At 65.0% G+C, this 20,855-nt stretch carries 21 protein-coding genes and 1 tRNA gene; 11 read left to right on the plus strand and 11 right to left on the minus strand.

Annotation, left to right across the window (positions count from 1 at the left end; all coding sequences use genetic code 11):
• Nucleotides 1–3 precede the first annotated feature (3 nt).
• The 3 genes from FJ471_RS18875 to FJ471_RS18885 all read left to right on the plus strand — a co-directional run bounded on the left by FJ471_RS18875 (nucleotide 4) and on the right by FJ471_RS18885 (nucleotide 3,928).
• On the plus strand, nucleotides 4–1,809 hold the full coding sequence (locus FJ471_RS18875; RefSeq protein WP_246684762.1) for an ABC transporter ATP-binding protein: 1,806 nt from the start codon (nucleotides 4–6) through the stop codon (nucleotides 1,807–1,809).
• Nucleotides 1,810–1,929: 120 nt separating this feature from the next.
• Nucleotides 1,930–3,324: a multicopper oxidase family protein gene (locus FJ471_RS18880; protein ID WP_140805685.1), complete on the plus strand. Its 1,395-nt coding sequence runs from the start codon at nucleotides 1,930–1,932 to the stop codon at nucleotides 3,322–3,324.
• Nucleotides 3,325–3,433: 109 nt separating this feature from the next.
• Nucleotides 3,434–3,928: a hypothetical protein gene (locus FJ471_RS18885; RefSeq protein ID WP_140805687.1), complete on the plus strand. Its 495-nt coding sequence runs from the start codon at nucleotides 3,434–3,436 to the stop codon at nucleotides 3,926–3,928.
• A gap of 114 nt (nucleotides 3,929–4,042) precedes the next feature.
• Here the strand turns inward: FJ471_RS18885 and FJ471_RS18890 are convergent, their stop codons facing one another.
• The gene (locus FJ471_RS18890) at nucleotides 4,043–4,486 is read right to left on the minus strand and encodes a hypothetical protein (RefSeq protein ID WP_140805689.1); all 444 of its coding nucleotides are present in this window, start codon (nucleotides 4,484–4,486) and stop codon (nucleotides 4,043–4,045) included.
• 177 nt (nucleotides 4,487–4,663) lie between these two features.
• A tRNA-Ala gene (locus tag FJ471_RS18895) sits at nucleotides 4,664–4,739 on the minus strand.
• A gap of 193 nt (nucleotides 4,740–4,932) precedes the next feature.
• Here FJ471_RS18895 and FJ471_RS18900 point away from each other — a divergent pair.
• Together FJ471_RS18900 and FJ471_RS18905 are read left to right on the plus strand one after the other, a co-directional pair.
• Complete coding sequence (locus FJ471_RS18900) at nucleotides 4,933–5,232, plus strand: YggT family protein (protein ID WP_140805691.1); 300 nt, start codon at nucleotides 4,933–4,935, stop codon at nucleotides 5,230–5,232.
• Nucleotides 5,232–5,543: a DUF167 family protein gene (locus FJ471_RS18905; RefSeq protein ID WP_140805693.1), complete on the plus strand. Its 312-nt coding sequence runs from the start codon at nucleotides 5,232–5,234 to the stop codon at nucleotides 5,541–5,543. Before FJ471_RS18900 ends, FJ471_RS18905 begins: the two co-directional genes overlap by 1 nt.
• A gap of 179 nt (nucleotides 5,544–5,722) precedes the next feature.
• Here the strand turns inward: FJ471_RS18905 and FJ471_RS18910 are convergent, their stop codons facing one another.
• From FJ471_RS18910 to FJ471_RS18920, 3 genes are read right to left on the minus strand one after another with little or no spacing between them, the layout of a single operon-like run.
• Nucleotides 5,723–6,604 carry a MurR/RpiR family transcriptional regulator gene (locus tag FJ471_RS18910; RefSeq protein ID WP_140805694.1) on the minus strand — a complete coding sequence of 294 codons (882 nt, stop codon included), beginning with the start codon at nucleotides 6,602–6,604 and terminating at the stop codon, nucleotides 5,723–5,725.
• 9 nt (nucleotides 6,605–6,613) lie between these two features.
• Nucleotides 6,614–7,681 (minus strand): sn-glycerol-3-phosphate ABC transporter ATP-binding protein UgpC, encoded by a 1,068-nt coding sequence (gene ugpC / locus FJ471_RS18915; protein WP_140805695.1) that lies wholly within the window; start codon nucleotides 7,679–7,681, stop codon nucleotides 6,614–6,616.
• Between the two features lie 2 nt (nucleotides 7,682–7,683).
• Nucleotides 7,684–8,454: an SDR family oxidoreductase gene (locus FJ471_RS18920; protein ID WP_246684763.1), complete on the minus strand. Its 771-nt coding sequence runs from the start codon at nucleotides 8,452–8,454 to the stop codon at nucleotides 7,684–7,686.
• 172 nt (nucleotides 8,455–8,626) lie between these two features.
• On the opposite strand from FJ471_RS18920, the gene FJ471_RS18925 reads away from it, so the two are divergent.
• From FJ471_RS18925 to FJ471_RS18940, 4 genes are all read left to right on the plus strand, one after another.
• On the plus strand, nucleotides 8,627–9,859 hold the full coding sequence (locus FJ471_RS18925; RefSeq protein ID WP_140805697.1) for a sugar ABC transporter substrate-binding protein: 1,233 nt from the start codon (nucleotides 8,627–8,629) through the stop codon (nucleotides 9,857–9,859).
• A gap of 190 nt (nucleotides 9,860–10,049) precedes the next feature.
• Entirely contained in the window at nucleotides 10,050–10,919 is an 870-nt protein-coding gene (locus tag FJ471_RS18930; RefSeq protein WP_140805698.1) for a sugar ABC transporter permease, read from the plus strand.
• Nucleotides 10,916–11,740: a carbohydrate ABC transporter permease gene (locus FJ471_RS18935; protein WP_140805699.1), complete on the plus strand. Its 825-nt coding sequence runs from the start codon at nucleotides 10,916–10,918 to the stop codon at nucleotides 11,738–11,740. The genes FJ471_RS18930 and FJ471_RS18935 overlap by 4 nt, the downstream gene beginning before the upstream one ends.
• 81 nt (nucleotides 11,741–11,821) lie before the next feature.
• On the plus strand, nucleotides 11,822–13,297 hold the full coding sequence (locus tag FJ471_RS18940) for a M81 family metallopeptidase (protein ID WP_140805700.1): 1,476 nt from the start codon (nucleotides 11,822–11,824) through the stop codon (nucleotides 13,295–13,297).
• Between the two features lie 165 nt (nucleotides 13,298–13,462).
• On the opposite strand, the gene FJ471_RS18945 is transcribed toward FJ471_RS18940, so the two are convergent.
• The 6 genes from FJ471_RS18945 to FJ471_RS18970 all read right to left on the minus strand — a co-directional run bounded on the left by FJ471_RS18945 (nucleotide 13,463) and on the right by FJ471_RS18970 (nucleotide 19,214).
• On the minus strand, nucleotides 13,463–15,517 hold the full coding sequence (locus tag FJ471_RS18945; RefSeq protein ID WP_140805708.1) for a M3 family metallopeptidase: 2,055 nt from the start codon (nucleotides 15,515–15,517) through the stop codon (nucleotides 13,463–13,465).
• A gap of 436 nt (nucleotides 15,518–15,953) precedes the next feature.
• Nucleotides 15,954–16,325 carry a nuclear transport factor 2 family protein gene (locus FJ471_RS18950; RefSeq protein ID WP_246684764.1) on the minus strand — a complete coding sequence of 124 codons (372 nt, stop codon included), beginning with the start codon at nucleotides 16,323–16,325 and terminating at the stop codon, nucleotides 15,954–15,956.
• 55 nt (nucleotides 16,326–16,380) lie between these two features.
• Nucleotides 16,381–17,022: a carbonic anhydrase gene (locus tag FJ471_RS18955; protein ID WP_140805702.1), complete on the minus strand. Its 642-nt coding sequence runs from the start codon at nucleotides 17,020–17,022 to the stop codon at nucleotides 16,381–16,383.
• Between the two features lie 197 nt (nucleotides 17,023–17,219).
• Nucleotides 17,220–17,987 carry a DUF429 domain-containing protein gene (locus FJ471_RS18960; RefSeq protein ID WP_140805703.1) on the minus strand — a complete coding sequence of 256 codons (768 nt, stop codon included), beginning with the start codon at nucleotides 17,985–17,987 and terminating at the stop codon, nucleotides 17,220–17,222.
• Nucleotides 17,984–18,868 (minus strand): pyridoxal kinase PdxY, encoded by an 885-nt coding sequence (gene pdxY / locus FJ471_RS18965; RefSeq protein WP_140805704.1) that lies wholly within the window; start codon nucleotides 18,866–18,868, stop codon nucleotides 17,984–17,986. Before pdxY ends, FJ471_RS18960 begins: the two co-directional genes overlap by 4 nt.
• A gap of 88 nt (nucleotides 18,869–18,956) precedes the next feature.
• Nucleotides 18,957–19,214 carry a hypothetical protein gene (locus tag FJ471_RS18970; RefSeq protein ID WP_140805705.1) on the minus strand — a complete coding sequence of 86 codons (258 nt, stop codon included), beginning with the start codon at nucleotides 19,212–19,214 and terminating at the stop codon, nucleotides 18,957–18,959.
• A 153-nt stretch (nucleotides 19,215–19,367) separates the two neighbouring features.
• On the opposite strand from FJ471_RS18970, the gene FJ471_RS18975 reads away from it, so the two are divergent.
• Together FJ471_RS18975 and FJ471_RS18985 are read left to right on the plus strand one after the other, a co-directional pair.
• Nucleotides 19,368–20,015, plus strand: coding sequence for a LemA family protein (locus FJ471_RS18975; protein WP_140805706.1), 648 nt, complete (start codon nucleotides 19,368–19,370; stop codon nucleotides 20,013–20,015).
• Nucleotides 20,016–20,219: 204 nt separating this feature from the next.
• A partial coding sequence (locus FJ471_RS18985) for a YgcG family protein (RefSeq protein WP_181179553.1) occupies nucleotides 20,220–20,855 on the plus strand: 636 nt, incomplete at its 3' end.

Raw genomic sequence — 20,855 nt, forward strand, 5'->3', positions numbered from 1 at the left:
GGCGTGGTCGACGAACACGCTGACGCCGCCGCAAAGGCGGCCGCGGGGCCGGTGCTCGAAATCACCGGCCTTAGCGTCGGCGTGCGCGGCGAGGACGGCGAACGCGAAGTGGTATCCGGCCTGTCGCTGTCGCTCGGACGCGGTGAGACGCTGTGCATTGCCGGCGAGTCCGGTTCCGGCAAATCGATGACGGCGCTGGCGATCATGCGGCTCTTGCCGCAGCCGGCCGGCCGCATCTCGGCGGGCACGATCCGGCTCTTCGACAAGGATGGCAGCGCCGTCGAGCTGACGGCGCTCGACGAGCGGCGCATGCGCGGCATTCGCGGCGACCGCATCGCTATGATCTTCCAGGAGCCGATGACCTCGCTCAATCCGGTGCTGTCGATCGGCCGGCAGCTCACCGAATCGATCGAGGCGCATACCGGCCTTTCCCACGCCGAGGCGCAGCGGCGCGCCGTCGAGGCGCTGAAGGCGGTTCGCATTTCCGAGGCCGAAAGCCGGCTGAAACAGTTTCCGCACGAATTGTCGGGCGGCATGCGCCAGCGGGTCATGATCGCCATGGCGCTGGCGCTCGAGCCCGACGTGCTGATCGCCGACGAGCCGACGACGGCGCTCGACGTGACGGTCCAGGGCGAGGTGCTGGAGCTGCTGCGCGACCTGCAGCGCCAGCACGGCACCAGCGTCATCCTGATCACCCACGACATGGGCGTCGTCGCCGAAATGGCCGATCGCGTCATCGTCATGCGCAATGGCCGCATGGTCGAGGAGGGCACGACGGCCGATATCTTCACCGGGCCGCAGGCGGCCTACACGCAGGAGCTCCTCGCGGCGGTTCCACGCATCGGTTCTGGCGTGGGGCGGCGCGCTTCCGCCGAGCCCGATCCGGCAACGCGGGACAAGGTGGCGGTCGTGAACGATCTCCATGTCCGCTTCGATCTGCGTGGCGGTTTCTTCGGCCGCGTCAACCGCCGGGTGCATGCGGTCGAAGGCGTCAGCTTCTCGATCGCACCCAACGAGACGCTGGCGCTGGTCGGCGAATCCGGTTGCGGCAAGTCCACCACCGCCAAGGCGCTTGCCGGCCTCGTGCCCTATACCGGCGCGGTGAAGATCGGCGGCCGCGAGCTCTCCGGGCTTGGCGGCGACGCGCGCAAGGCCGTGCGGCGCGACGTGCAGATGGTCTTCCAGGATCCGTATGCCTCGCTCGACCCGCGCATGCGCGTCGGCGATCTGGTGGCCGAGCCGCTGCTCATCCACGGCATCGGCTCAAGGCAGGAGCGCCAGAGCCAAGTGGCTGCCTTGTTCGAGCGGGTCGGCCTCTCGGCGGCACAGATGGAGCTCTATCCGCATGAATTCTCCGGCGGCCAACGCCAGCGTATCTGCATCGCCCGCGCGCTGGCGCTCAAGCCGAAGCTGATCATCGCCGACGAGAGCGTGTCGGCGCTCGACGTCTCGGTGCAGGCGCGGGTGCTCGATCTCCTGAAGGAGCTGCAGCGCGAGTTCGGCGTCGCCTATCTGTTCATCTCGCATGACATGGCCGTGGTCGAGAACATCTCGGACCGCGTCGCCGTCATGTATCTCGGCCAGATCGTCGAGATCGGCAGCCGCGACCAGGTCTTTTCCAACCCGCGCCATCCCTACACGCGGCGGCTGATCGAGGCGGTGCCGGTTCCGGATCCATCGCGGCGCCGGCCGCGCTTTGCCCGCCTCGACCGCGAAATTCCAAGCTCAACCCGGCGGATCGGCGAAAGCGTGCCGAAACTGGTGCTCAAGGATTTCGGCGGCGGACATCTCGCCGCCATCGCGGACTGATACGGACCTCCATTCAGCTTGAGATTTGATTTGGCCCGCGGGGCGGCGATCTGTCCGTTTCGGGATGCGCCCGAATGATGATAAGGCCCGGGGCAGCCACTCATCTGTTTCGGGATTCCAATGCCGGCCCTTACACGCCGCAAACTCCTGCAGGGCGCCGCAGCCGCGGGCGCGGCCGGCATCGGCCTCTCTGCCGCCGGCAAGTTTGCCGGCTGGGCGGCGCCGAAGCCGGAGCCGCTGATCCTGAAGACGGCGAGCACCGAGGCGCAGTTGATGGACGGTGCGCCGACGAAGAATGTGCTGACCTATGGTGAGGCCGGCATGCCGCCGGTGGTCAGGATGAGGAAGGGCGAGCCGTTCGCCGCCCGGTTGATCAACGGCATTGACGATCCGACGACCATCCACTGGCATGGCATCCGCGTCCCCAACAAGATGGACGGCGTGCCGTTCCTGGTGCAGCCCTATGTCTATCAGGGTGACCGTTTCGACTACGCGTTTTCGCCGCCCGACGCCGGCACGTTCTGGTACCACCCGCATTGCAACACGCTGATCCAGATGGGCCACGGCCTGACCGGCGTGATCGTGGTCGAGAACCCGAACGATCCGGTCTTCGATGTCGAGATGGTTGTCAACCTGCGCGACTGGCGGCTCGGCGACGATGGCCAGTTCATCGAGCCGTTCAGGCCGCGCGACGCGGCCAAGGCCGGCACCTTCGGCACGGTGCGCACCGCCAACTGGCTCGACCAGCCCCAATTCGACGCGCCGGCCGGCGGGCTGGTGCGGCTTAGGGTGGCCATCACCGACGTCACCCGCATCTATGCCTTCCGCGTCGACGGCGCCGAGGCGACGGTCATCGCGCTTGACGGCAACCCGGTGCCGCAACGGTTCACGCCGGATGCCCTGCAGCTGGGACCCGGCCAGCGGCTGGAGCTTGCCATCCGCATGCCCGACGAGGAAGGCGCGATCGTCAGCCTGCGCGACGTCAGGGGCACCAAGCCCAAGATCCTGGCGACGCTGCGTTCGGTCGGCAAATCGCTCAGGCGCGATCTGCGCGATCTCGGCCCGCTCGAACCCAATCCCGTGGCGGAGGTGGACCTTGGCAGCGCCAAGCGCATTCCGCTGGCGTTGAGCGCCACGGCGGAAAACGTCGCGGCCGACAGCATCTGCGGCTCGCTCGGCTACAGTTTCTGGGCGATCAACAAGGTGCCGTGGCCCGGCGACACGCCCGACCCGACCGCGCCGCTCGCCGAGCTGAAGCTCGGCCGAAGCTACATCATCGATATGGAGAACCTCACCCCGCACGCGCACCCGATCCATTTGCACGGCATGAGCTTCAAGGTGCTGTCGTCATCGACCAGGGTCGTCCAGCCGCTGGTCTCCGACACCTATCTGGTCCAGCCCAATGAGAAGGTCCAGCTCGGCTTCGTCGCCGACAATCCCGGCGACTGGCTGCTGCATTGCCATATCATCGAGCATCAGAAAACGGGCATGACGAGCTATCTGCGGGTGGCGTGAGCGCCCCATCACAACATTTTCGTGAGTGGCTTTGCGGGTTGACCCTGCCGCTCGATTGCCTAAGTAGCCAATCGGGCAGGCCGGGCGACACGCAACTCCAATCGGCGGCATGACATCTTCGCGCATTCGAAAACTTGCCCTTCTTGCGGCAGGCATTCCCATCCTGTCATCCTGTGTCATCCCCGACGATACGTCGCGGCTCGCGAAGGAGGACGTCACCGCTGCCGCGGCCCGCAAGGAGTTGGTCGGACTGAGCGAAGCCGACATTCGCATGTGCGCAGGCTTTCCGAGCGCAACGGCCGATGTGGGTTCATCCGGTCAGATCTGGACCTACCAGCGCACCGTGCAACGCGGCAATCTCAGTATCGCGGTGCCGACGATGGCAGTGGGTGCAATTCCTGCTGTCGGCGGGTCGGTCAATGTCGCTCCCGGCGGCTATTGCAATACGCAGATACGCATGCTGGACGGCCATGTCGCAGAGGTGGCCTATGCCGGCGACAATAACCTGCCGAACAGCCGCGATGCGCTGTGTGTCAGCACGGTGGACGCCTGCGTGGCTTACGCGCGCCAACACCGCTCCAGCGCGCCGGCAGTCTCCAGGTAAGCGGAATCGACTGAGCCGCCCAGGAGCGAAGCTGCCTACCGCAACCGGGACACCTCTGCCCCGCATCCTGGTTTATGGCGAGTACTGGCGCTGTGCCCCTGCGTCGTGCCGCTCCTACCTCTTCAGCGCGATGCTGATGCCGCTGAGATCGGCGTTGACCTGCAGGCCGACCTGCCGGCCGGTGAGCTCGAGCTGGGCGCCCTTGTCATTGCTCATGACGATCACCTGTGCGCCTCTGCCCAGCGCGCCGCCGCCGCCGGCCGCGCCGTAGACGCCCGTCACATCGCTGGCGCGGCGGATGTGGCGCACCCTGCCCTGGAAATAGGTCTTGGACGCGCCGAAGGCGAAGCCGCCCGAGACGCCGCCAACCGAGATCGGATAGCGTTTGCCGTGGAAGGTCAGCGTGCCCTCGCCGCCGGAGCCGCCGATGAAGAAGGCCGCCTTGTAGACGGAAAAGCGGATCGTGCCGCTGTCGGCATGCGCGGCGCTGGCAATGCTCACGCCCGCGGCGGCGATTGCCGCGACCGCGACGGAACGGAACCTGGACGAAATCTGCATGGTGGGAAACCTCCTCAAACATCGCCGCTTACCCAGCCGGCCGGGCATGTCAGCTTCAAAAGTATAGCTGAACCGTCTTGCCCCGCCATTGGTTCCAAGCGCGCAGCCTGAAATCCGGCGGTCACGAAATGGCGAGCGGGGAAGGCAAAGCGATGTCAAGCATATGCTTGTGCCGGCTGGTGGAGCTGAGGGGGATCGAACCCCTGACCTCATCATTGCGAACGATGCGCTCTCCCAGCTGAGCTACAGCCCCGTTCCAGCGGATGGGCTTGTATCGGTCGCGGCCGTTTCATGTCAAGGCGAAACGATGGCCTGATACCATGCGCCGTGGCCGGGCGGGCCTTGCCCGCTCGCCAAGCCCGCAGGCCTTGTCCGCACGCCAAGCCCGCGGGCCTTGCCCGCACGCCTGGCAATGGCTACATGTCGGCGACAATTTGGAGACCGGCATGATCGCCCTTATTCAGACCATCGTCATGGCGCTTGATATCTACTGGTGGATCATCATCGCCTCGGCGATCTTTTCCTGGCTCTACGCCTTCAATGTCGTCAACTCGCGCAACCAGTTCGTCGGCACCATCGGCAACATGCTCTATCGGCTGACCGAGCCGGCATTGCGGCCGATACGCCGCTTCATGCCCGATCTTGGCGGCATCGACATTTCGCCGATTATCCTGCTGCTGATCCTTTTCTTCATCCGGCAGTTCCTGGTCACCACCGTCTGGTCCTGGGTCGTGACCGGCGGCTGATGAGCGCGTCGTTCCGGCTGCGCGAGAACGGCATCGACCTCTTCGTGCGGCTGACGCCGAAAGCGGCGCTCGACCGGATTGACGGCGTCGAGACCACCGACGACGGACGCAGTCACCTTAAAGCCCGCGTGCGCGCCGTGCCGGAGAACGGCGCCGCCAACACGGCGCTGGAACGGATGATGGCCAAGGCGCTGGGTGTGCCGGCGTCTGCCGTTTCGGTGGTCGCCGGCGGCACCTCGCGGCTGAAGACGCTGCGGGTTGTGGGGGATGCGGCGGCGCTGGTGGAACGGCTTCAGACGCTGAGCAAATAACGCTGGCGGCGCCCCCTCATCCGGCCGCTGCGCGGCCACCTTCTCCCCGGCGGGGAGAAGAGGAGGGTTGGCGCCGGCCCCGACCTGCTCCTCTCCCCTTGGGGAGAGGTCGGATTACCCCGAATTGCTCTTCGCAATTCGGTTGACAATCCGGGTGAGGGTAGGTCTTCAGAATCGCTTCAGTCCCCCAGCGGCAGCTTCGGATCGTCGACCTTCAGCGTGTTCACGCTCTGCTTGATGCGGCGCAAATTCTCCAGCACTTTCGGCCCGCGCGATTCCGCCACCGTGGTGGCGATCATGTCGAGGATGGCGAGCAGCGCGTAGCGCGACGAGGTCGGCTTGTAGATGTTGCCGTCCTCGACGGACTGCAGAAGGATGACCGTGTCGGCGACCTTGGCCAGGGCTGAATCCGGCGCCGTGATGGCGACGGTCGCGGCGCCATATTGCTGCGCGACCTCGACCGCCTCGATCACCGAGCGCGCATAGCCCGACACCGAGAAGGCGACCAACGTCGTTTCCGGCGTGGCGACGGCGGCATACATGCGCTGCAGCTGGCCGTCGATCTGGGCGAGCGCCGACAGCCCGAGCCGGAACAGCCGGTTCTGCATCTCGGTCGCCATCATCGAGGAAATGCCGCCGGAGCCGATGCACAGCACATTGCCGGAGCTTGCAATCCGGGCGGCGACATCCATCAGCGTCGTCATGTCGAGATTCTCGCTGGCGCGCTGGATGGCGGCGATCGCCGCCTCGGTGATGGCCGATGCGATGCGCTGCTCGCGCGCGTCGCGGCTGAGCGGCTCCGGCGACAGATACTGGCCGCCGATGGCGATCGCCTGCGCCAGGTAGAACTTGAAATCGCGCAGGCCTTCGCAGCCAAGATTGCGGCAGAAGCGGGTGACGGTCGGCTCGCTGACGCCGACGCGCGCGGCAATCTCCGAGATGGCGGCCTTGGAGGCGAAATCGAGATCGGAAAGCACCAGCCCGGCCAGTCGGCGGTCCGACTTGGTGCCGTCCTGCGACATCAATTGCAGGCGGGTGATGATGTCGGCCGGGCTCTTCATCTCATCATCTCAGAGCGGCAGGCCCGTCGCCTTGTCGAACAGGTGGATGTTGCGCGGGTCGACGCTCACCGGCAGCCAGTCGCCGGGCTTTACCTGCAGCCGGTCGCGGAACACCGCGCGCACCGTGTCGTCGCCGACTGAGCCATAGACATGCGTTTCCGAACCGGTCGGCTCGACGACGTCGACCTTGATGGCGATGGCATCGTCGCCAGCGCCGACCACGAAATGCTCGGGCCGGATACCGATCTCGACCGTATCGCTGCCGGGTGCGGCCTTGCCGGCGAGCGCCAGGCGGCCGCCGCTGCTGGTCTCGAACCAGGATCTGCTGTCGGCGGTCTTCAGCGCGCCCGAGACAAAACTCATCGAAGGCGAGCCGATGAAACCGGCGACGAATTTGTTGGCCGGCCGGTCATAGAGCTCCAGCGGCTGCCCGACCTGCTGGATGCGGCCGCGGTCCATCACCACGATGCGGTCGGCCATGGTCATCGCCTCGATCTGGTCGTGGGTGACGTACACGATGGTCGATTTCAGCCGCTGGTGCAGCGCCTTGATCTCGGTGCGCATCTGCACGCGCAGCTGCGCGTCGAGATTGGAAAGCGGCTCGTCGAACAGGAACACCGAAGGCTCGCGCACGATGGCGCGGCCCATGGCGACGCGCTGGCGCTGGCCGCCTGACAATTCCCTCGGGTAGCGGTCGAGATAGGAGAAGAGGTTGAGCACGCCCGACGCCTTCTTGACCTTGTCGTCGATCGCGGCGCGGCTCTCGCCGCGGATCTTCGGGCCGAAGCCGATATTCTCGGCAGCCTTCAGATGCGGGAACAGCGCGTAGGACTGGAACACCATGGCGATGTTGCGCTTCTGCGGCGGCAGCTCGTTGGCGCGGGCGCCGCCGATGACGAGATCGCCGGAGGTGATCGTCTCCAGCCCGGCGAGCATGCGCAGCAAGGTGGACTTGCCGCAGCCGGACGGGCCTACCAGCACGACGAACTCGCCGCTTTTGATGTCGAGGTTGATGTCCTCGAGGATTTTGTGCTGGCCGAAGGATTTCGACAGGTTGCGGAACTGGACGTCGGTCATGGTCACGCTCCCAATATGTCGTCGATGAAAGGCAGGTAGCCGGCTGTCAGCCCGGCATCCACGGGCACAACAGCGCCAGTTATGCCGGAAGCGCGCTCCGAGGCAAGGAAAGCCACCGCCTCCGCCACTTCCAATGCATTGACGATGCGGCCGAGCGGATAGAGCCGCTGTAGCCGGCCGAGGATCTCGGGGTCCTTGGCCAGGCGATGGTCCCAGGCGGCGGTGCGGATCGAGCCTGGGCAGACGACATTGGCGCGCAATCCGCTGCGGCCGAGCTCGACGGCGATCGATTTGGCGTAGGCGTTGATGCCGGCCTTGGCCGCGGCATAGGCCGGATTGCCGAAATGCGCGATGGCATTGACCGAAGAGATGAAGACGACGCTGCCCGAACCGCGCCCCGCCATCGCCTTGATCAGCGGATCGGCGAATGTCATCACGCCGGTCAGATTGAGGTCGAGCTCCTGTTCGATCTTCTCCGTCGTCAGCGCCTTCAACGTCTCGGCGCGTGTCCAGCCGGCATTGTTGATCAGGATGTCGGGAACGCCGTCCCTGTCGAGCAAAGCGGGGATCGCCGCCTCGATCGACGCCCGGTCGAGCAGGTTGAAGACGTGGCGCGAGGCGATATGCGGGCTGGCCAGCGCCTCCGTCGACTGGTCGCAGCCGACGACGCGCGCGCCGCGCCCGGCCATGAGCTCGACGATCGCCGAACCAAGGCCGCCGCCGGCGCCGGTGACGACAACACTCTTGCCTTCGAACTCGGCTTTCGAACCCACCTTGCCCGCTCCTCCGTCCCTCATTCTAAGCCGGCAGGCTAGCCAAGCAAATGTAATTAAGCAACATGATAATCCGCTTGCATGGCGTGAAATGATGGATAATGTAGGAAAGTCACATAAATCCTGCGCCCATAAGGGCCAGGCGCCAACGTGCATCAATGGGAGAGATCAGATGAGCCTTGCGAAATGGACTGTCGGCCTGTTGGCCGGAATGAGCATGCTGGCTTTTGCAGCACCTGCCGATGCCGGCGAGGTGCGCGTCACCGTCGCCGAATACAGCGCCAAGACCGGCCCCTATTTCGAGGAAGTGAAGAAGGAATTCGAGGCGGCCAATCCCGGCATCACGATCAAGTATGAAGTGGTGCCGTGGGATGTGCTCTTGCAGAAGCTCACCACCGACATCACCGCCGGCACCAATGCGGACCTGTCGATCATCGGCACGCGCTGGCTGATCGACTTCGTCCAGCAGGACGTCGCCGAGCCGCTCGACAGCTACATCAAGCCCGAGTTCAAGGACCGCTTCATCGACACCTTCCTGCAGCCCTCGATCATGGACGGCAAGACCTACGGCCTGCCGATCGCAGCCTCGGCGCGCGCCATGTATTACAACAAGGAATTGTTCGAGAAAGCCGGCATCGCCAAGCCGCCGGCAACCTGGACCGAGCTGCAGGAAGACGCCCGCAAGATCAAGGCCATTGGCGCCTTCGGCTTCGGCCTGCAGGGCAAGGAGATCGAGACCGACGTCTATTACTACTATGCGATGTGGTCGCAGGGCACCGAGATCCTCAACAAGGACGGCACCTCCGGCCTGAGCACGCCCGGCGCGCTCGAAGCCGCCAAGCTCTACAAGTCGATGATCGACGAGGGCCTGACGGAACCGGGCGTCACCTCCAACAACCGCGAGGACGTGCAGAACCTGTTCAAGCAGGGCAAGGTCGGCATGATGATCACCGCGCCCTTCCTGTCGAACCAGATCAAGGAAGAAGCGCCGAACCTGAAATACGGCGTCGCCGCCATCCCCGCCGGCCCGACCGGCGCGCGCGGCACCTATGGCGTCACCGATTCGATCATCATGTTCAAGAACTCCAAGAACAAGGACGAGGCCTGGAAGCTGCTCGACTTCCTGTTCACCAAGGAGCAGCGCGCCAAGTTCACGCAAGGCGAAGGCTTCCTGCCGGTGAACAAGGAAGAGGCGAAGATGGACTATTACGTCAACAACGCCGACCTCGCCGCCTTCACCGCGCTGCTGCCCGACGCCCGCTTCGCGCCGGTCATCCCGGGCTGGGAAGAGATCGCCCAGATCACCTCGGATGCCATGCAGAAGATCTATCTCGGCAGCGCCAAGCCGGAAGACGCCTTGAAGGACGCGGCAGCCAAGGCCGACGCCGTGCTGAAGAAGAAATAAGGGCGTATCTCCCTGCGCCCGTGGCGCGCTCCACCCGTCGGAGCGCGCCACCCCTTTCCCGGTATCGGCAATCCGGAAAGCGCATGGCGGTTTCGCGCCGGACAAGCCGCAGCCGGATTGAGCCAAGCCGGCAAATCGGCGAAAACTCGTCCGCAAGTCCTATCCACCGCAACACGGTGCCATCCAGCCGATGCAAAGCCGGATCCTGCCCTATCTGCTGACGCTGCCCAGCCTGCTCCTGGCGGCTGTGGTGATCTTCTGGCCGGTCTGGGACCTGGTGCAGATCTCGACGCATGATGTCAGCCGCTTCGGCCAGTTGCGCGGCTTCACCGGCTTCGCCAATTTCACCGAGTTGTTCGCCGACCCGGATTTCGTCGCGGCACTCTGGCGCACCGGGCTGTGGACCGTGCTGGTCGTCGGCGGCGCGTTGCTCCTGTCGATCCCGGTGGCAATGATCCTCAACATGGATTTTTATGGCCGTGGCCTCGCCCGCGTCATCATCATGCTGCCCTGGGCGGTGTCGCTGACCATGACCGCGGTGGTCTGGCGCTGGGCGCTCAACGGCGAAAGCGGCATGCTGAATTCGGCGCTGATGAAGCTTGGCCTGATCAGCCAGAACATCCAGTGGCTGGCCAGCGCCGAGACCGCCTTCCCGATGCAGGTGCTGATCGGCATATTGGTGACGGTGCCCTTCACCACCACGATCTTCCTCGGCGGCCTCTCCTCGATCCCCGACGATCTCTATGAGGCGGCCGCGCTCGAGGGCGCGACGCCCATGCAGCAGTTCCGCGAGATCACCTTTCCGCTCCTGAAACCCTTCATCAACATCGCGATCGTGCTCAACACCATCTACGTCTTCAACTCCTTCCCGATCATCTGGGTGATGACGCAGGGCGGGCCGGCGAACTCGACCGACATTCTGGTGACGCATCTCTACAAGCTCGCCTTCCGCATCGGCAAACTGGGCGAGGCATCCGCCGTGTCGCTGGTGATGTTCGCGATCCTGCTCGTCTTCACCATGATCTATGTGCGCCTCGCCATGCGGGAGCAGCGCGCATGAACAGCAAGCTCAAACGCACCGTCATCGCCTGGCTGCTGCTGGCCCCGTTGATCGTGGTGACGATCTTCCCCTTCGCCGTCATGTTCCTCACCGCCGTCAAGCCGCGCACCGAGGTGCTGACGCCGACCTGGTGGCCGAGCGAATTCCGCTGGTCGAATTTTTCGGACATGTGGGTGGCGACCGGTTTTGGCCGGGCGCTGCTCAACTCGCTCTATGTTTCGGCGCTGGCGACGATCGGCGCGATCCTGATCTCGGTGCCGGCGGCCTACGCCATGTCGCGCTTCCGTTTTGCGGGCTATGGCGCGTTCCGCCAGTTCCTTTTGATCTCGCAGATGATCTCGCCGATCGTGCTGGTGCTCGGCCTGTTCAGGCTGATGGCCGCCTGGGGGCTGGTCGAGAGCACCACCGCGCTCGGTTTCATCTACATGGCCTTCAACGTCGCCTTCACGGTGTGGATGCTGCAGAGCTATTTCGACACCATCCCGCGCGACCTCGAGGAGGCGGCCTGGATGGAAGGCGCCGGCCGTTGGCTGACTTTGCGCAAAGTCTTCCTGCCGCTCTGCCTGCCGGCGATCGCGGTGACGGCGATCTTCACCTTCATCAATGCCTGGAACGAATTCGTCGTCGCGCTCACCATGCTGCGCAGCCAGGAAAGCTACACACTGCCGATCCAGGTTTTCTCGCTGGTCGCCGGCCGCTATACGATCGAATGGCACCATGTCATGGCAGCCACGCTGCTGGCGACCCTGCCGGTCGCGATCCTCTTCATCTGGCTGCAGCGCTATCTGGTGCGCGGACTGGCGCTCGGAGCCGTTAAATAACAATCCCAGCAATTTCCAGGAAAAGTGTGCAGCGGTTTTCCGTCCCGAATTGCGAAAACAAAGAGTCCTTACGGAGCGTTCATGCGCATCTTCACCGCCTCGCTGGCGACGGAAACCAACACCTTCTCGCCGGTGCCGACCGACCGGGCCTCGTTCGAGATGGCGTTTTATGCCGGCCCCGGAAAACATCCGGAGACGCCGACGCTTTGCTCCTCGCCGATCGTGGCGCTGCGCAGGCGTTCGGCAGACGAGAATCTGACCGTGATCGAGGGCACCGCCACCTGGGCCGAGCCCGGCGGCCTGGTGCAGCGGCAGACCTACGAGGCGCTGCGCGACGAGATCCTCGACCAGCTCGAGGCCGCCTTGCCGGTCGATGCGGTGATCCTGGGATTGCACGGCGCCATGGTGGCGCAAGGCTATGACGATTGCGAAGGGGATCTGCTGGAGCGCGTCCGCGCCATCGTCGGCCCCAAGGTCGTGATCGCCTCGGAATTCGATCCGCACAGCCACCTGACACCGAAGCGGGTCGCGGCCTGCGATGTCATGGCCTATTTCCTCGAATTCCCGCACACCGATTTCTACGAGCGCGGCGAGCATGTCGTCGAGCTTGGCCTTGCCGCGGCGCGCGGCGAGATCAAGCCAGTGATCTCGACCTTCGACTGCCGCATGATCCAGGTGCTGCCGACCAGCCGCGAGCCGATGCGCTCCTTCGTCGACAGGATCAAGGCGCTGCACGGCAAGGACGGCGTGCTGTCGGTCTCGGTCATCCACGGTTTCATGGCCGCCGACGTGCCGGAAATGGGCACCCGCATCCTGGTCGTCACCGACAACGACAAGGCGAAAGGCGATGCGCTGGCGGAAAAGCTCGGGCGCGAGCTTTACGCCATGCGCGAGAAGACGGCGATGACGATGCTGTCGGCCTCCGCCGGCATCGATCAAGCGCTTGCCGTGCGGGCGACGCGCAAGGAGAAGCCGGTGGTCATCGCCGACATATGGGACAATCCCGGCGGCGGCGTGCCGGGCGACGGCACGATCGTGCTGCGCGAACTGCTCGAGCGCGGCGTGAACAAGGTCGGCGTGGCCACGATCTGGGACCCGATCGCCGTGACCTTCTGCCATGCGGCCGGCGAGGGCGCGGTCATCGACCTGCGCTTCGGTGGCAAGGCCGGCCCTCAGGCCGGCGAGCCGATCGATGCGCGTGTCACGGTGCTGAAGGCAGTCAGCGAAGGTTGGCAGAGTTTCGGGCCGAGCCGGGTGACATTGGGACCGTCAGCGGTGGTGCGCATCGAAGGCACCGAGGTCGACGTCATCTTGAACACGAACCGCACCCAGACCTTCGAGCCGGATGTCTTCTCCAACATCGGCATCGATCCGCTGTCGAAAGATGTCCTCCTGATCAAGTCGACCAACCATTTCTACGCCGGCTTCGCGCCGATCGCGGCGGAAATCATCTATGTCGCGGCGCCGAGTTCCTATCCGAGCAATCCGGCGAAGACGAATTATCGGAAGCTGACGCGGCCGATATGGCCACGGGTGGCTGATCCGTGGCGCGGGTAATCTCCCCCCTTGAGGGGGAGATGTCGCCGAAGGCGACAGAGGGGGTCGCCTCAACTGCCGCGACGCCCCCCGCGGCGGCAAGGAAGGAGGCCGGCGCTCCACACGCGAGAACCCCTCTGGCCGCTTTGCGGCCATCTCCCCCTCGAGGGGGGAGATTTGCCGGCGCTACACCAGCCCGCGCTTCACCATCATCGCTTCCGGCGAAGGCATCTTGCCGCGGAACGCCGTGTAAAGCTCCTCCGGATCCTTCGAGCCGCCGGCGGCATAGATGTTCTTCCTCAGCCGTTCGGCCAGCTCCGGATTGAAGGCATCGCCCGTCTCCTCGAAAGCGGCGAAAGCATCGGCGTCGAGCACTTCCGACCACATGTAGGAATAATAGCCGGCTGAGTATCCGTCGCCGGCGAAGACGTGGCCGAAATGCGGGGTGCGGTGGCGCATCGCGATCGTGTCCGGCATATGCAGCTTCTCGAGCGTTTCGGCCTCGTAGCGAAGCGGCTCGGCAGGGGCGTCCGGCCGCGCATGATAGGCCATGTCGATCAGCGCCGAGGCGGTGAACTCGACGGTCGCGAAGCCGGCGCCGAAGGTGCGGGCGGCGAGCATCTTGTCGAGCAGCGCCTTCGGCATCGGCTTGCCGGTCTTGACGTGCAGCGCATGCTTTTCCAGCACCGCCGGCACCGTCAGCCAATGCTCGTAGAGCTGCGAGGGCAGCTCGACAAAGTCGCGGCTGACCGACGTGCCGGAAACCGACGGCCAGGTGACGTCGGTCAGCATGCCGTGCAGCGCGTGGCCGAACTCGTGGAACAGCGTCTTTGCCTCGTCGACCGACAGCAGCGCTGCCTCGCCGGCCGGCGGCTTGGCGAAGTTCATGATGTTGTAGATGACCGGCTTGGCGCCCGGCCCGAGCTTGTAGCCGGATTTAAGCGCGCTCATCCAGGCGCCTGAGCGTTTTGAGGGCCGCGCGAAATAGTCGGCCAGGAACAGGCCGCGCTCGCTGCCGTCGGCATTTTTCACCACGAAGACACGCGCATCGGGATGCCAGGCGGCGATGCCCTTCTTTTCCTCGAAGGTGATGCCGAACAGTTTCGTCGCCACATCGAAGCAGGCCTCGATGACGCGTTCGAGCTGCAGATATGGCTTCAGTTCCGCCTCGTCGAAGGCGAATTTCTCGGCGCGCAGCTTCTCCTGGTAGAAGCGCCAGTCCCAGGCGGCGAACTTCTCGTTGCTGCCGGCCTCGGCGGCCAGCCGCTCCAGCTCCTTCTGGTCGGCAGCCGCCTTCTCAAGCGCCTTTTCCCAGACCGGATCGAGCAGGTCGTGCACGGCCTTCGGGGTCTTGGCCATCGTGTCGTCGAGCTTCAGCGCCGCGAAAGAGTCGTAGCCCAGAAGTTTTGCCTTCTCGGCGCGCAGCTTCAGCATGTCCCGAACCACGTCGGTATTGTCGGTGGTTCCGCCATTCTGGCCGCGCATCGTGAAGGCGTGGAAGGCGATCTCACGCAGGTCACGGCGCTCGGAAAAAGTCGAGAACGGCTCGTAGATCGAGCGCGACAGCGTCACCGCATAGCGGCCCTTCTGGCCGCGCATCTCGGCCGCTTCGGCCATGGCGCTCTTCAGGAAATCGGGCAGGCCGGCAAGATCGGCCTCGTCGAGGAACAGCGCCCAGTCGCGCTCGTCGGCCAGCACGTTCTGGCCGAATTTGGTACCGAGCGAGGAGAGTTCCTCATTGATCGCCGCGAGCCGCTTCTTGCCGTCCGCGTCCAGTTTCGCACCCGACCGCACAAAGCCCTTCCAGGTCTTCTCCAGCACGCGCAGCGTCTCGGCATCGAGCTTCAGGCTGTCGCGCCGCTGGTAGAGGTCGTCGATGCGGGCAAACAGCTTCTCGTTCATCGAGATCGCCGAGAAATGCCGTGACATCTTCGGCGAAACCTCGCGCTCCATCGCCTGGATCGCGTCGTTGGTGTGGGCGCCGGCGCGGCACCAGAAGATCGACGAGACATGGTCGAGCGGCTCGCCCGCCAACTCCAGCGCTGCCAGCGTGTTGGGAACCGTCGGTGCCTCGCTGTTGCCGGCGATGGCGTCGATCTCGGCCTGGTGCGCCGCAAGCGCCGCGTCGAAGACCGGACCGAAATCATCGTCGCCGATGCGCGAGAAATCCGGCAGGCCGAGCGGCCCCTGCCAAACGGTCAGCGGATGGGCGGCGAGGTCGACGGTTTTTGACATAGGCAGGTCCAATCGGGGAGTTCGGTGAATTGAGAGCGGGCGGGCTGTCCGGATGTAGGGCGATGCCGCGCATCGCGCAACTCAGGTCGCCCCGGGATTCGCCTTAGAGCATTCAAGGCATAGGGCGGTTCGCCGTTTTCCGTGAAATGGTGAGCCGCGCTGGTTAATCGCAAACGCTGGAGATTGGCTGAAGCCTTCCGAACCTCGTCATCCTAGGGCGGAGCAGCCGCGAAGCGGCGTCGCGTAGACCCTGGGATCCATTCCGTTACATTGAAACGTCGCTAACGGTGCAGAACTCTGCTCCGCTGCAACCTACGGCCGAAGTCACGGAATGGATCCTCGGGTCTGCGCCGCGCCGCTTCGCTCCTTGCTCCGCCGGTGGATGACAAAGAGACGGGGGTTTCGGCCAACCGCCGACGCATGCGACCTGCCATGCAAAACACTAATAACCGCTGCAGTCCTGCGCCACCGCCGTCTGGGTGCTGGCGACGATGCGGTTGCCGGCAACGATGAAGGTCTCGCGCATCAGCGTGTCGTTGCTGGGAAAATCGTAGCAGGCGAGCACCGTGGTCTCACCCTTCTCGCTCTTTTCGACGCGATGACGGATCGCCGCGCCCGCGACCGCGCCCTGCCATTCGTCGATCGAGGCGATGAAATCCTGCTTGCTCTGGACGACGCCGATGTCGTCGAGCTTCATGCGCACGTCATCGGAAAGCAGGTCGGACAATTCGGTGCGGTCGGCGACCAGCAGCGCCGAGTACCAGCGGTCGATGATGGCGCCGTCATCGGCGCTGGCACGGACGAGCGTGGACATGAGCAGCGCCGCCGCCAGAAGGAACCTCCACAAGCTCCGCTGCATCACCCCTCCGTTAAAGCTCGGGCCGCTCGAAATCGCCGGTTTCCTTGTTCATCACCCAAAGCTCCCCGGTCGAAATGTCGAACCAGGCGCCGTGCAGCGCGAGCCTGCCCTTGCCCTCAAGGATCGAAACGCAGGGAAAGGTCCGCAGATTGGCGATGGAATAGCGGACGGAAATACGCTCCAGCGCCGTCTGGCGCTCGGTTGCCGTCATCATCGTGCTGGCGGCCACGGTCTCGGCGGCCGGCGCGATCAGGCTCATCCATTTGCCGATGAAGTCACCGGGCGACAGCGGCGCCGAGTTGGTGTCGAGCGCGGCGCGGATGCCGCCGCAGCGGCCGTGGCCCATCACCACGATGTTCTTCACCTTGAGGCTCTGCACGGCGAATTCCAGCGCGGCCGAGGTCGAGTGGAACTCGCCGTCCGGCTCATAGGGCGGCACCAGATTGCCGACATTGCGCAGCACGAAAAGCTCGCCGGGGCCGGCATCGAAGATCGCTTCCGGGGCGGAGCGCGAATCGCAGCAGGCGACGATCATCGTCTCCGGCGCTTGACCCTCCCGCGCCAGCGAGCGGTAGCGTCCGCTTTCGGCGGGATAGCGGCCACTCATGAAGTTCCGATAGCCGTTCAGCAGATGTTCGGGGAGATGGGGCATGGGCGGCTAGAGCCTTTCCGGGGGTTGGAGGCGGCAGCTCGTTGCGATCGAAAAAGGCTCTAACGGCAAAAGCCGGTCGCGGGCAATGCCGAATTGCTGATCACCCGGTCGCAATCGCGATGCGACGAGCATGATGCCGAAAAGTGTGAAGCGGTTTCGGGCGACATCATGCTCTATCTCCTCGATGTAGAGCTTGACTATGCCCAGATGGCGATTGGAATGCCGAAACGGTCGGTCGGCGGCGGATCGGGCGAAGGCGACGCCGCGCCGTTGGCGATGCGCCCGGCGATCAGCATCATGGCCGCCGCGTCGAGGAAGTCGTCGCTCGCCGCGCCGCGTGGCGGCGCCTGATCGAGAAAAGCTCTTTCATAGCCATGCCGGCAAAGCAGCGCCTTGCGCTCCTCCATGCCGGCCGGATTGACCGCGCCCTTGATCTTCTTCGGCAGCTCCATCGCCGTGCCGCCATTCAGCCGGCGGAACGCCACTTCCGGATGCGATTCGAAGACCTGGCCACGCAGTTCGGGCCGCGCGATCAACAGCTGATCGATCTCGCGGATCTTCGAAAAAATGCCGAACGCCTGGATCGAAACACCGCGCGGCGGATCCGAGGTTGCCAAGGCCACCGCGCTCGCCCGTCGATGCGCCGCATACCAGGCCTCGATTGTGGTGAAGTCGCTGGTGTCGGCATAGAGCGCCGTGCGCGAGGGAATGGCGAACACGCTCGATTGCCGCGCCTTAAGCAGCGGCCGCACCAGAGCTTCCGGCCCGCGTCCGCCCTTGCCCGAGAACTCCGGCAGGCCGATCGGCATGTCGACGGCGATGGTGGCATCGGGCAGCGCGCCGAGCAGCGCCTGGAAGCTCGGAAAGACCGAAACCGATGGCGCGGCGTGCGCTTCGCGATGGACGGCGATCCAGCCGACCTTGCAGCCGTCGACGCCGGCCAGCGCCTGGCCGGCTGGTTTCACGCCCGCTTGTCCCGCCCAGGATGCAGGAGATGGCGCAGCTGCACCATGGCCATGGGATGCGACAGGCTCTGCGCGTCGGTTTCGAGCTGTAGCTCGTCGCCGCCGCGCTTGGCGGTGCGGGCGAGGATCTCGTAGACGGCGGCGGTGGTCGATTGCAGCGCCTTGACCGGCGGCTGCCCGGAAAGGACGCGCGCTAGGTAGACGGCTGCCGTCAGGTCGCCGAGACCGTTCGGCGGCCTCTCGATCAAGCGGTGCTCGGCGAGCAGCGCCTGGCTGCCGTCGAGTAGGAAATTGCCGGTGCCGCCGGCCATCATCGCGGGCGCCGAGGTCACCAGCATGGTCGAAGGCCCGGCATGAAGGGCTGCCGCCGTCACCGCCTTGATGTCGGGCAGCGGCGCGCCCGCCATCCATTCCAGCTCATAGCGGTTGGGCGTCGCGATATCCGCGATCGGCATCAATTTGTCGCGCATGGCGACGGCTGTCGGCTCGGGCACGTAAAGCCCGCCGGAATCGCCCATCACCGGGTCGCAGATGTAAAGCGCGTTCGGCGTCTTCTCCTTGACGGCCGCGACCAGCGAGGCGACGGCCTCGGCCTGGCCCGCCTCACCGAGATAGCCCGACAGCACGGCCCTGACCTCGCCCAGCCAGGGCGCCCGTTCGAGATCGGCCATCAGCGCCTTGAACTGGTCGAGCGGCGGCACGATGCGCGTGGCCCGGCTGTGGCCCGGGTGCCAGGGCAGGATGACGGTAGGCACCGCCCAGACCGGGAAACCCAGCGTCTCCAGCGCGAAGACGGCGGCGCGGTTGCCGACCGAGCCGCGGGCGACATGGCTGGAGATGACGATGACCGCGCGCGGCGCGTCGGTTCTTTCTGCGCTCATGAGATTCGATTCCTAGAGCAATTCCAGCGAAAGTGTATAGCGGTCAGGCTCGGCGACTTCGCCGTTAGCCCTTCCGTCCGGAATTGCGTCAAAACAAAGAGCCACGCGTGGCGGCATACACCAGCCAGGCCAATAGCCCAATGGCAATGACGAAGCCGAGCGTTCGGCCAATGCGGGTTCCCCAATATTCGATGGGATCGGCGCGATCGGTGTCGGCGGCGGTGACATGGTCGCGTGCGTCCTTTGCCGCGCGGGCGATGAACGATGCGCCGCCTGGCGCCGTCTCCTGCGCCACGCGTTCGAGGATGCGGCGCGATTCGGTCTCGTCGTCCCGGCGCTCTGCCATGGCAATTGCCCTTTCCTGCCCGCAGCTTAGCCTGTTCGCGCTGCTATTCACAGTGGTTCGCGGCTGAGCCGGAGCCGGCGTCATGACCCGGACATTTTCTTACGCGTGGATTGTGGTAATGCTTCGCATGCAACTTCTGTCGAGGGACCAATCATGATTACCGAGCGCCTCTCACTACCCTCCCCCTTCCGCGCCCTGCCTGCCTTCCTGATGATGGCTTTCGTGCTGCCGCTGCTTGCCGGCTGCGGCTACAACACCATTCCGACAGCGGAAGAAAACGCGCATGCGGCCTGGAGCGAGGTGCTCAACCAGTATCAGCGCCGTTCCGACCTGATCCCGAACCTGGTCGAGACGGTGAAGGGCTATGCCTCGCATGAAAAGGACACGCTCGATGCGGTGGTCGAGGCGCGCGCCAAGGCAACGCAGATCACGGTGACGCCCGAGACGCTGAAGGATCCCGATGCGCTGAAGAAGTTCCAGGATGCCCAGGCCGGGCTGACCAGCGCGCTGTCGCGGCTGATCGCGGTGTCGGAAGCCTATCCCGACCTCAAGGCCAACCAGAACTTCCTGGCGCTGCAAGCGCAGCTCGAAGGCACCGAGAACCGCATCGCCGTTGCGCGGCGCGACTACATCCAGGCGGTCAGGGACTACAATCTGACGCTGAAGACTTTCCCGTCCGTGCTGTGGGCGACCTTCTGGTTCCGGGGCAACCAGCCCTTCGCCAACTTCACCGTCGACGAGGACAAGATGCAGGTGCCGAAAGTCGATTTCGGCACGAGCACCACCAAGCAGGGCGGGTGAGCGGCCCCGGCTGAGATTTGATCGAGCTTGCAGGCCTTGAGTTACTTCACACCCCCCTCTGTCCTGCCGGACATCTCCCCCGCAAGGGGGGAGATCAGCCGTCATCCGCGTTTTCGCCAATTTTCGGCGTCTGAAGGAGGAGTCCGGCAAGGAAGCGTCCAATCTCCCCCCTTGCGGGGGAGATGGCCGGCAGGCCAGAGGGGGGTGCCTCGCGCCTGCCTCTCCTTCCTTGGCCTTCTTGCCGCCCTCTTCCTCCTCCCCCTCGCCGTCCTCGCCGCCGATCTCCCCGCGCTGACCGGCCGCGTGGTCGACAATGCCGGCATCATCGATGCCGGCACGCGCGCGGCGCTGACGCAGAAGCTCGCCGATTTCGAGACCAAAGGCTCCGACCAGATCGTCGTCGCCACCATTCCCAGCCTCGGCGGCGAGGAGATCGAACCCTACGCCAACCGGCTGTTCCGGTTCTGGAAGCTCGGCCAGGCCAAGGAAAACAACGGCGTGCTGCTGCTGGTGGCGCCCAACGACCGCAAGATGCGCATCGAGGTCGGCTATGGGCTTGAGGGCACGCTGACCGACCTGCACACCAAGCTGATCATCGAGAACGACATGGTGCCGGCTTTCCGCGCCGGCGATTTCTCCGGCGGCATCACCAAGGCCGTCGACGACATGATCATGGTGCTGGAGGGCAATCCGGAGGAACTGGAGGCGCGCGGCAAGCGCAACGAGCAGGCGCCGTTCAACTCCGACGATCTGTTCTTCGCCATCTTCATCACCATCTGGGCGCTGATCTTCTTCGGCGGCATCGCGATGACGGTGCTGCCGCCGATCTTCGGCCAGAAG

It is taken from the genome of Mesorhizobium sp. B2-7-1 (assembly GCF_006440735.1).
GTDB lineage: Bacteria > Pseudomonadota > Alphaproteobacteria > Rhizobiales > Rhizobiaceae > Mesorhizobium.

Excerpts from the sequence above, each read along its gene's own strand:
- FJ471_RS18970 (WP_140805705.1), bottom strand. The coding sequence starts at position 19,214 with ATGGCAGAGCGCCGGGACGACGAGACCGAATCGCGCCGCATCCTCGAA.
- FJ471_RS18940 (WP_140805700.1), top strand. The coding sequence starts at position 11,822 with ATGCGCATCTTCACCGCCTCGCTGGCGACGGAAACCAACACCTTCTCG.
- FJ471_RS18975 (WP_140805706.1), top strand. The coding sequence starts at position 19,368 with ATGATTACCGAGCGCCTCTCACTACCCTCCCCCTTCCGCGCCCTGCCT.
- FJ471_RS18925 (WP_140805697.1), top strand. The coding sequence starts at position 8,627 with ATGAGCCTTGCGAAATGGACTGTCGGCCTGTTGGCCGGAATGAGCATG.
- FJ471_RS18955 (WP_140805702.1), bottom strand. The coding sequence starts at position 17,022 with ATGCCCCATCTCCCCGAACATCTGCTGAACGGCTATCGGAACTTCATG.
- FJ471_RS18935 (WP_140805699.1), top strand. The coding sequence starts at position 10,916 with ATGAACAGCAAGCTCAAACGCACCGTCATCGCCTGGCTGCTGCTGGCC.
- FJ471_RS18890 (WP_140805689.1), bottom strand. The coding sequence starts at position 4,486 with ATGCAGATTTCGTCCAGGTTCCGTTCCGTCGCGGTCGCGGCAATCGCC.
- FJ471_RS18880 (WP_140805685.1), top strand. The coding sequence starts at position 1,930 with ATGCCGGCCCTTACACGCCGCAAACTCCTGCAGGGCGCCGCAGCCGCG.
- pdxY (WP_140805704.1), bottom strand. The coding sequence starts at position 18,868 with ATGAGCGCAGAAAGAACCGACGCGCCGCGCGCGGTCATCGTCATCTCC.
- FJ471_RS18910 (WP_140805694.1), bottom strand. The coding sequence starts at position 6,604 with ATGAAGAGCCCGGCCGACATCATCACCCGCCTGCAATTGATGTCGCAG.
- FJ471_RS18905 (WP_140805693.1), top strand. The coding sequence starts at position 5,232 with ATGAGCGCGTCGTTCCGGCTGCGCGAGAACGGCATCGACCTCTTCGTG.
- FJ471_RS18930 (WP_140805698.1), top strand. The coding sequence starts at position 10,050 with ATGCAAAGCCGGATCCTGCCCTATCTGCTGACGCTGCCCAGCCTGCTC.
- FJ471_RS18950 (WP_246684764.1), bottom strand. The coding sequence starts at position 16,325 with ATGTCCACGCTCGTCCGTGCCAGCGCCGATGACGGCGCCATCATCGAC.
- ugpC (WP_140805695.1), bottom strand. The coding sequence starts at position 7,681 with ATGACCGACGTCCAGTTCCGCAACCTGTCGAAATCCTTCGGCCAGCAC.
- FJ471_RS18885 (WP_140805687.1), top strand. The coding sequence starts at position 3,434 with ATGACATCTTCGCGCATTCGAAAACTTGCCCTTCTTGCGGCAGGCATT.
- FJ471_RS18900 (WP_140805691.1), top strand. The coding sequence starts at position 4,933 with ATGATCGCCCTTATTCAGACCATCGTCATGGCGCTTGATATCTACTGG.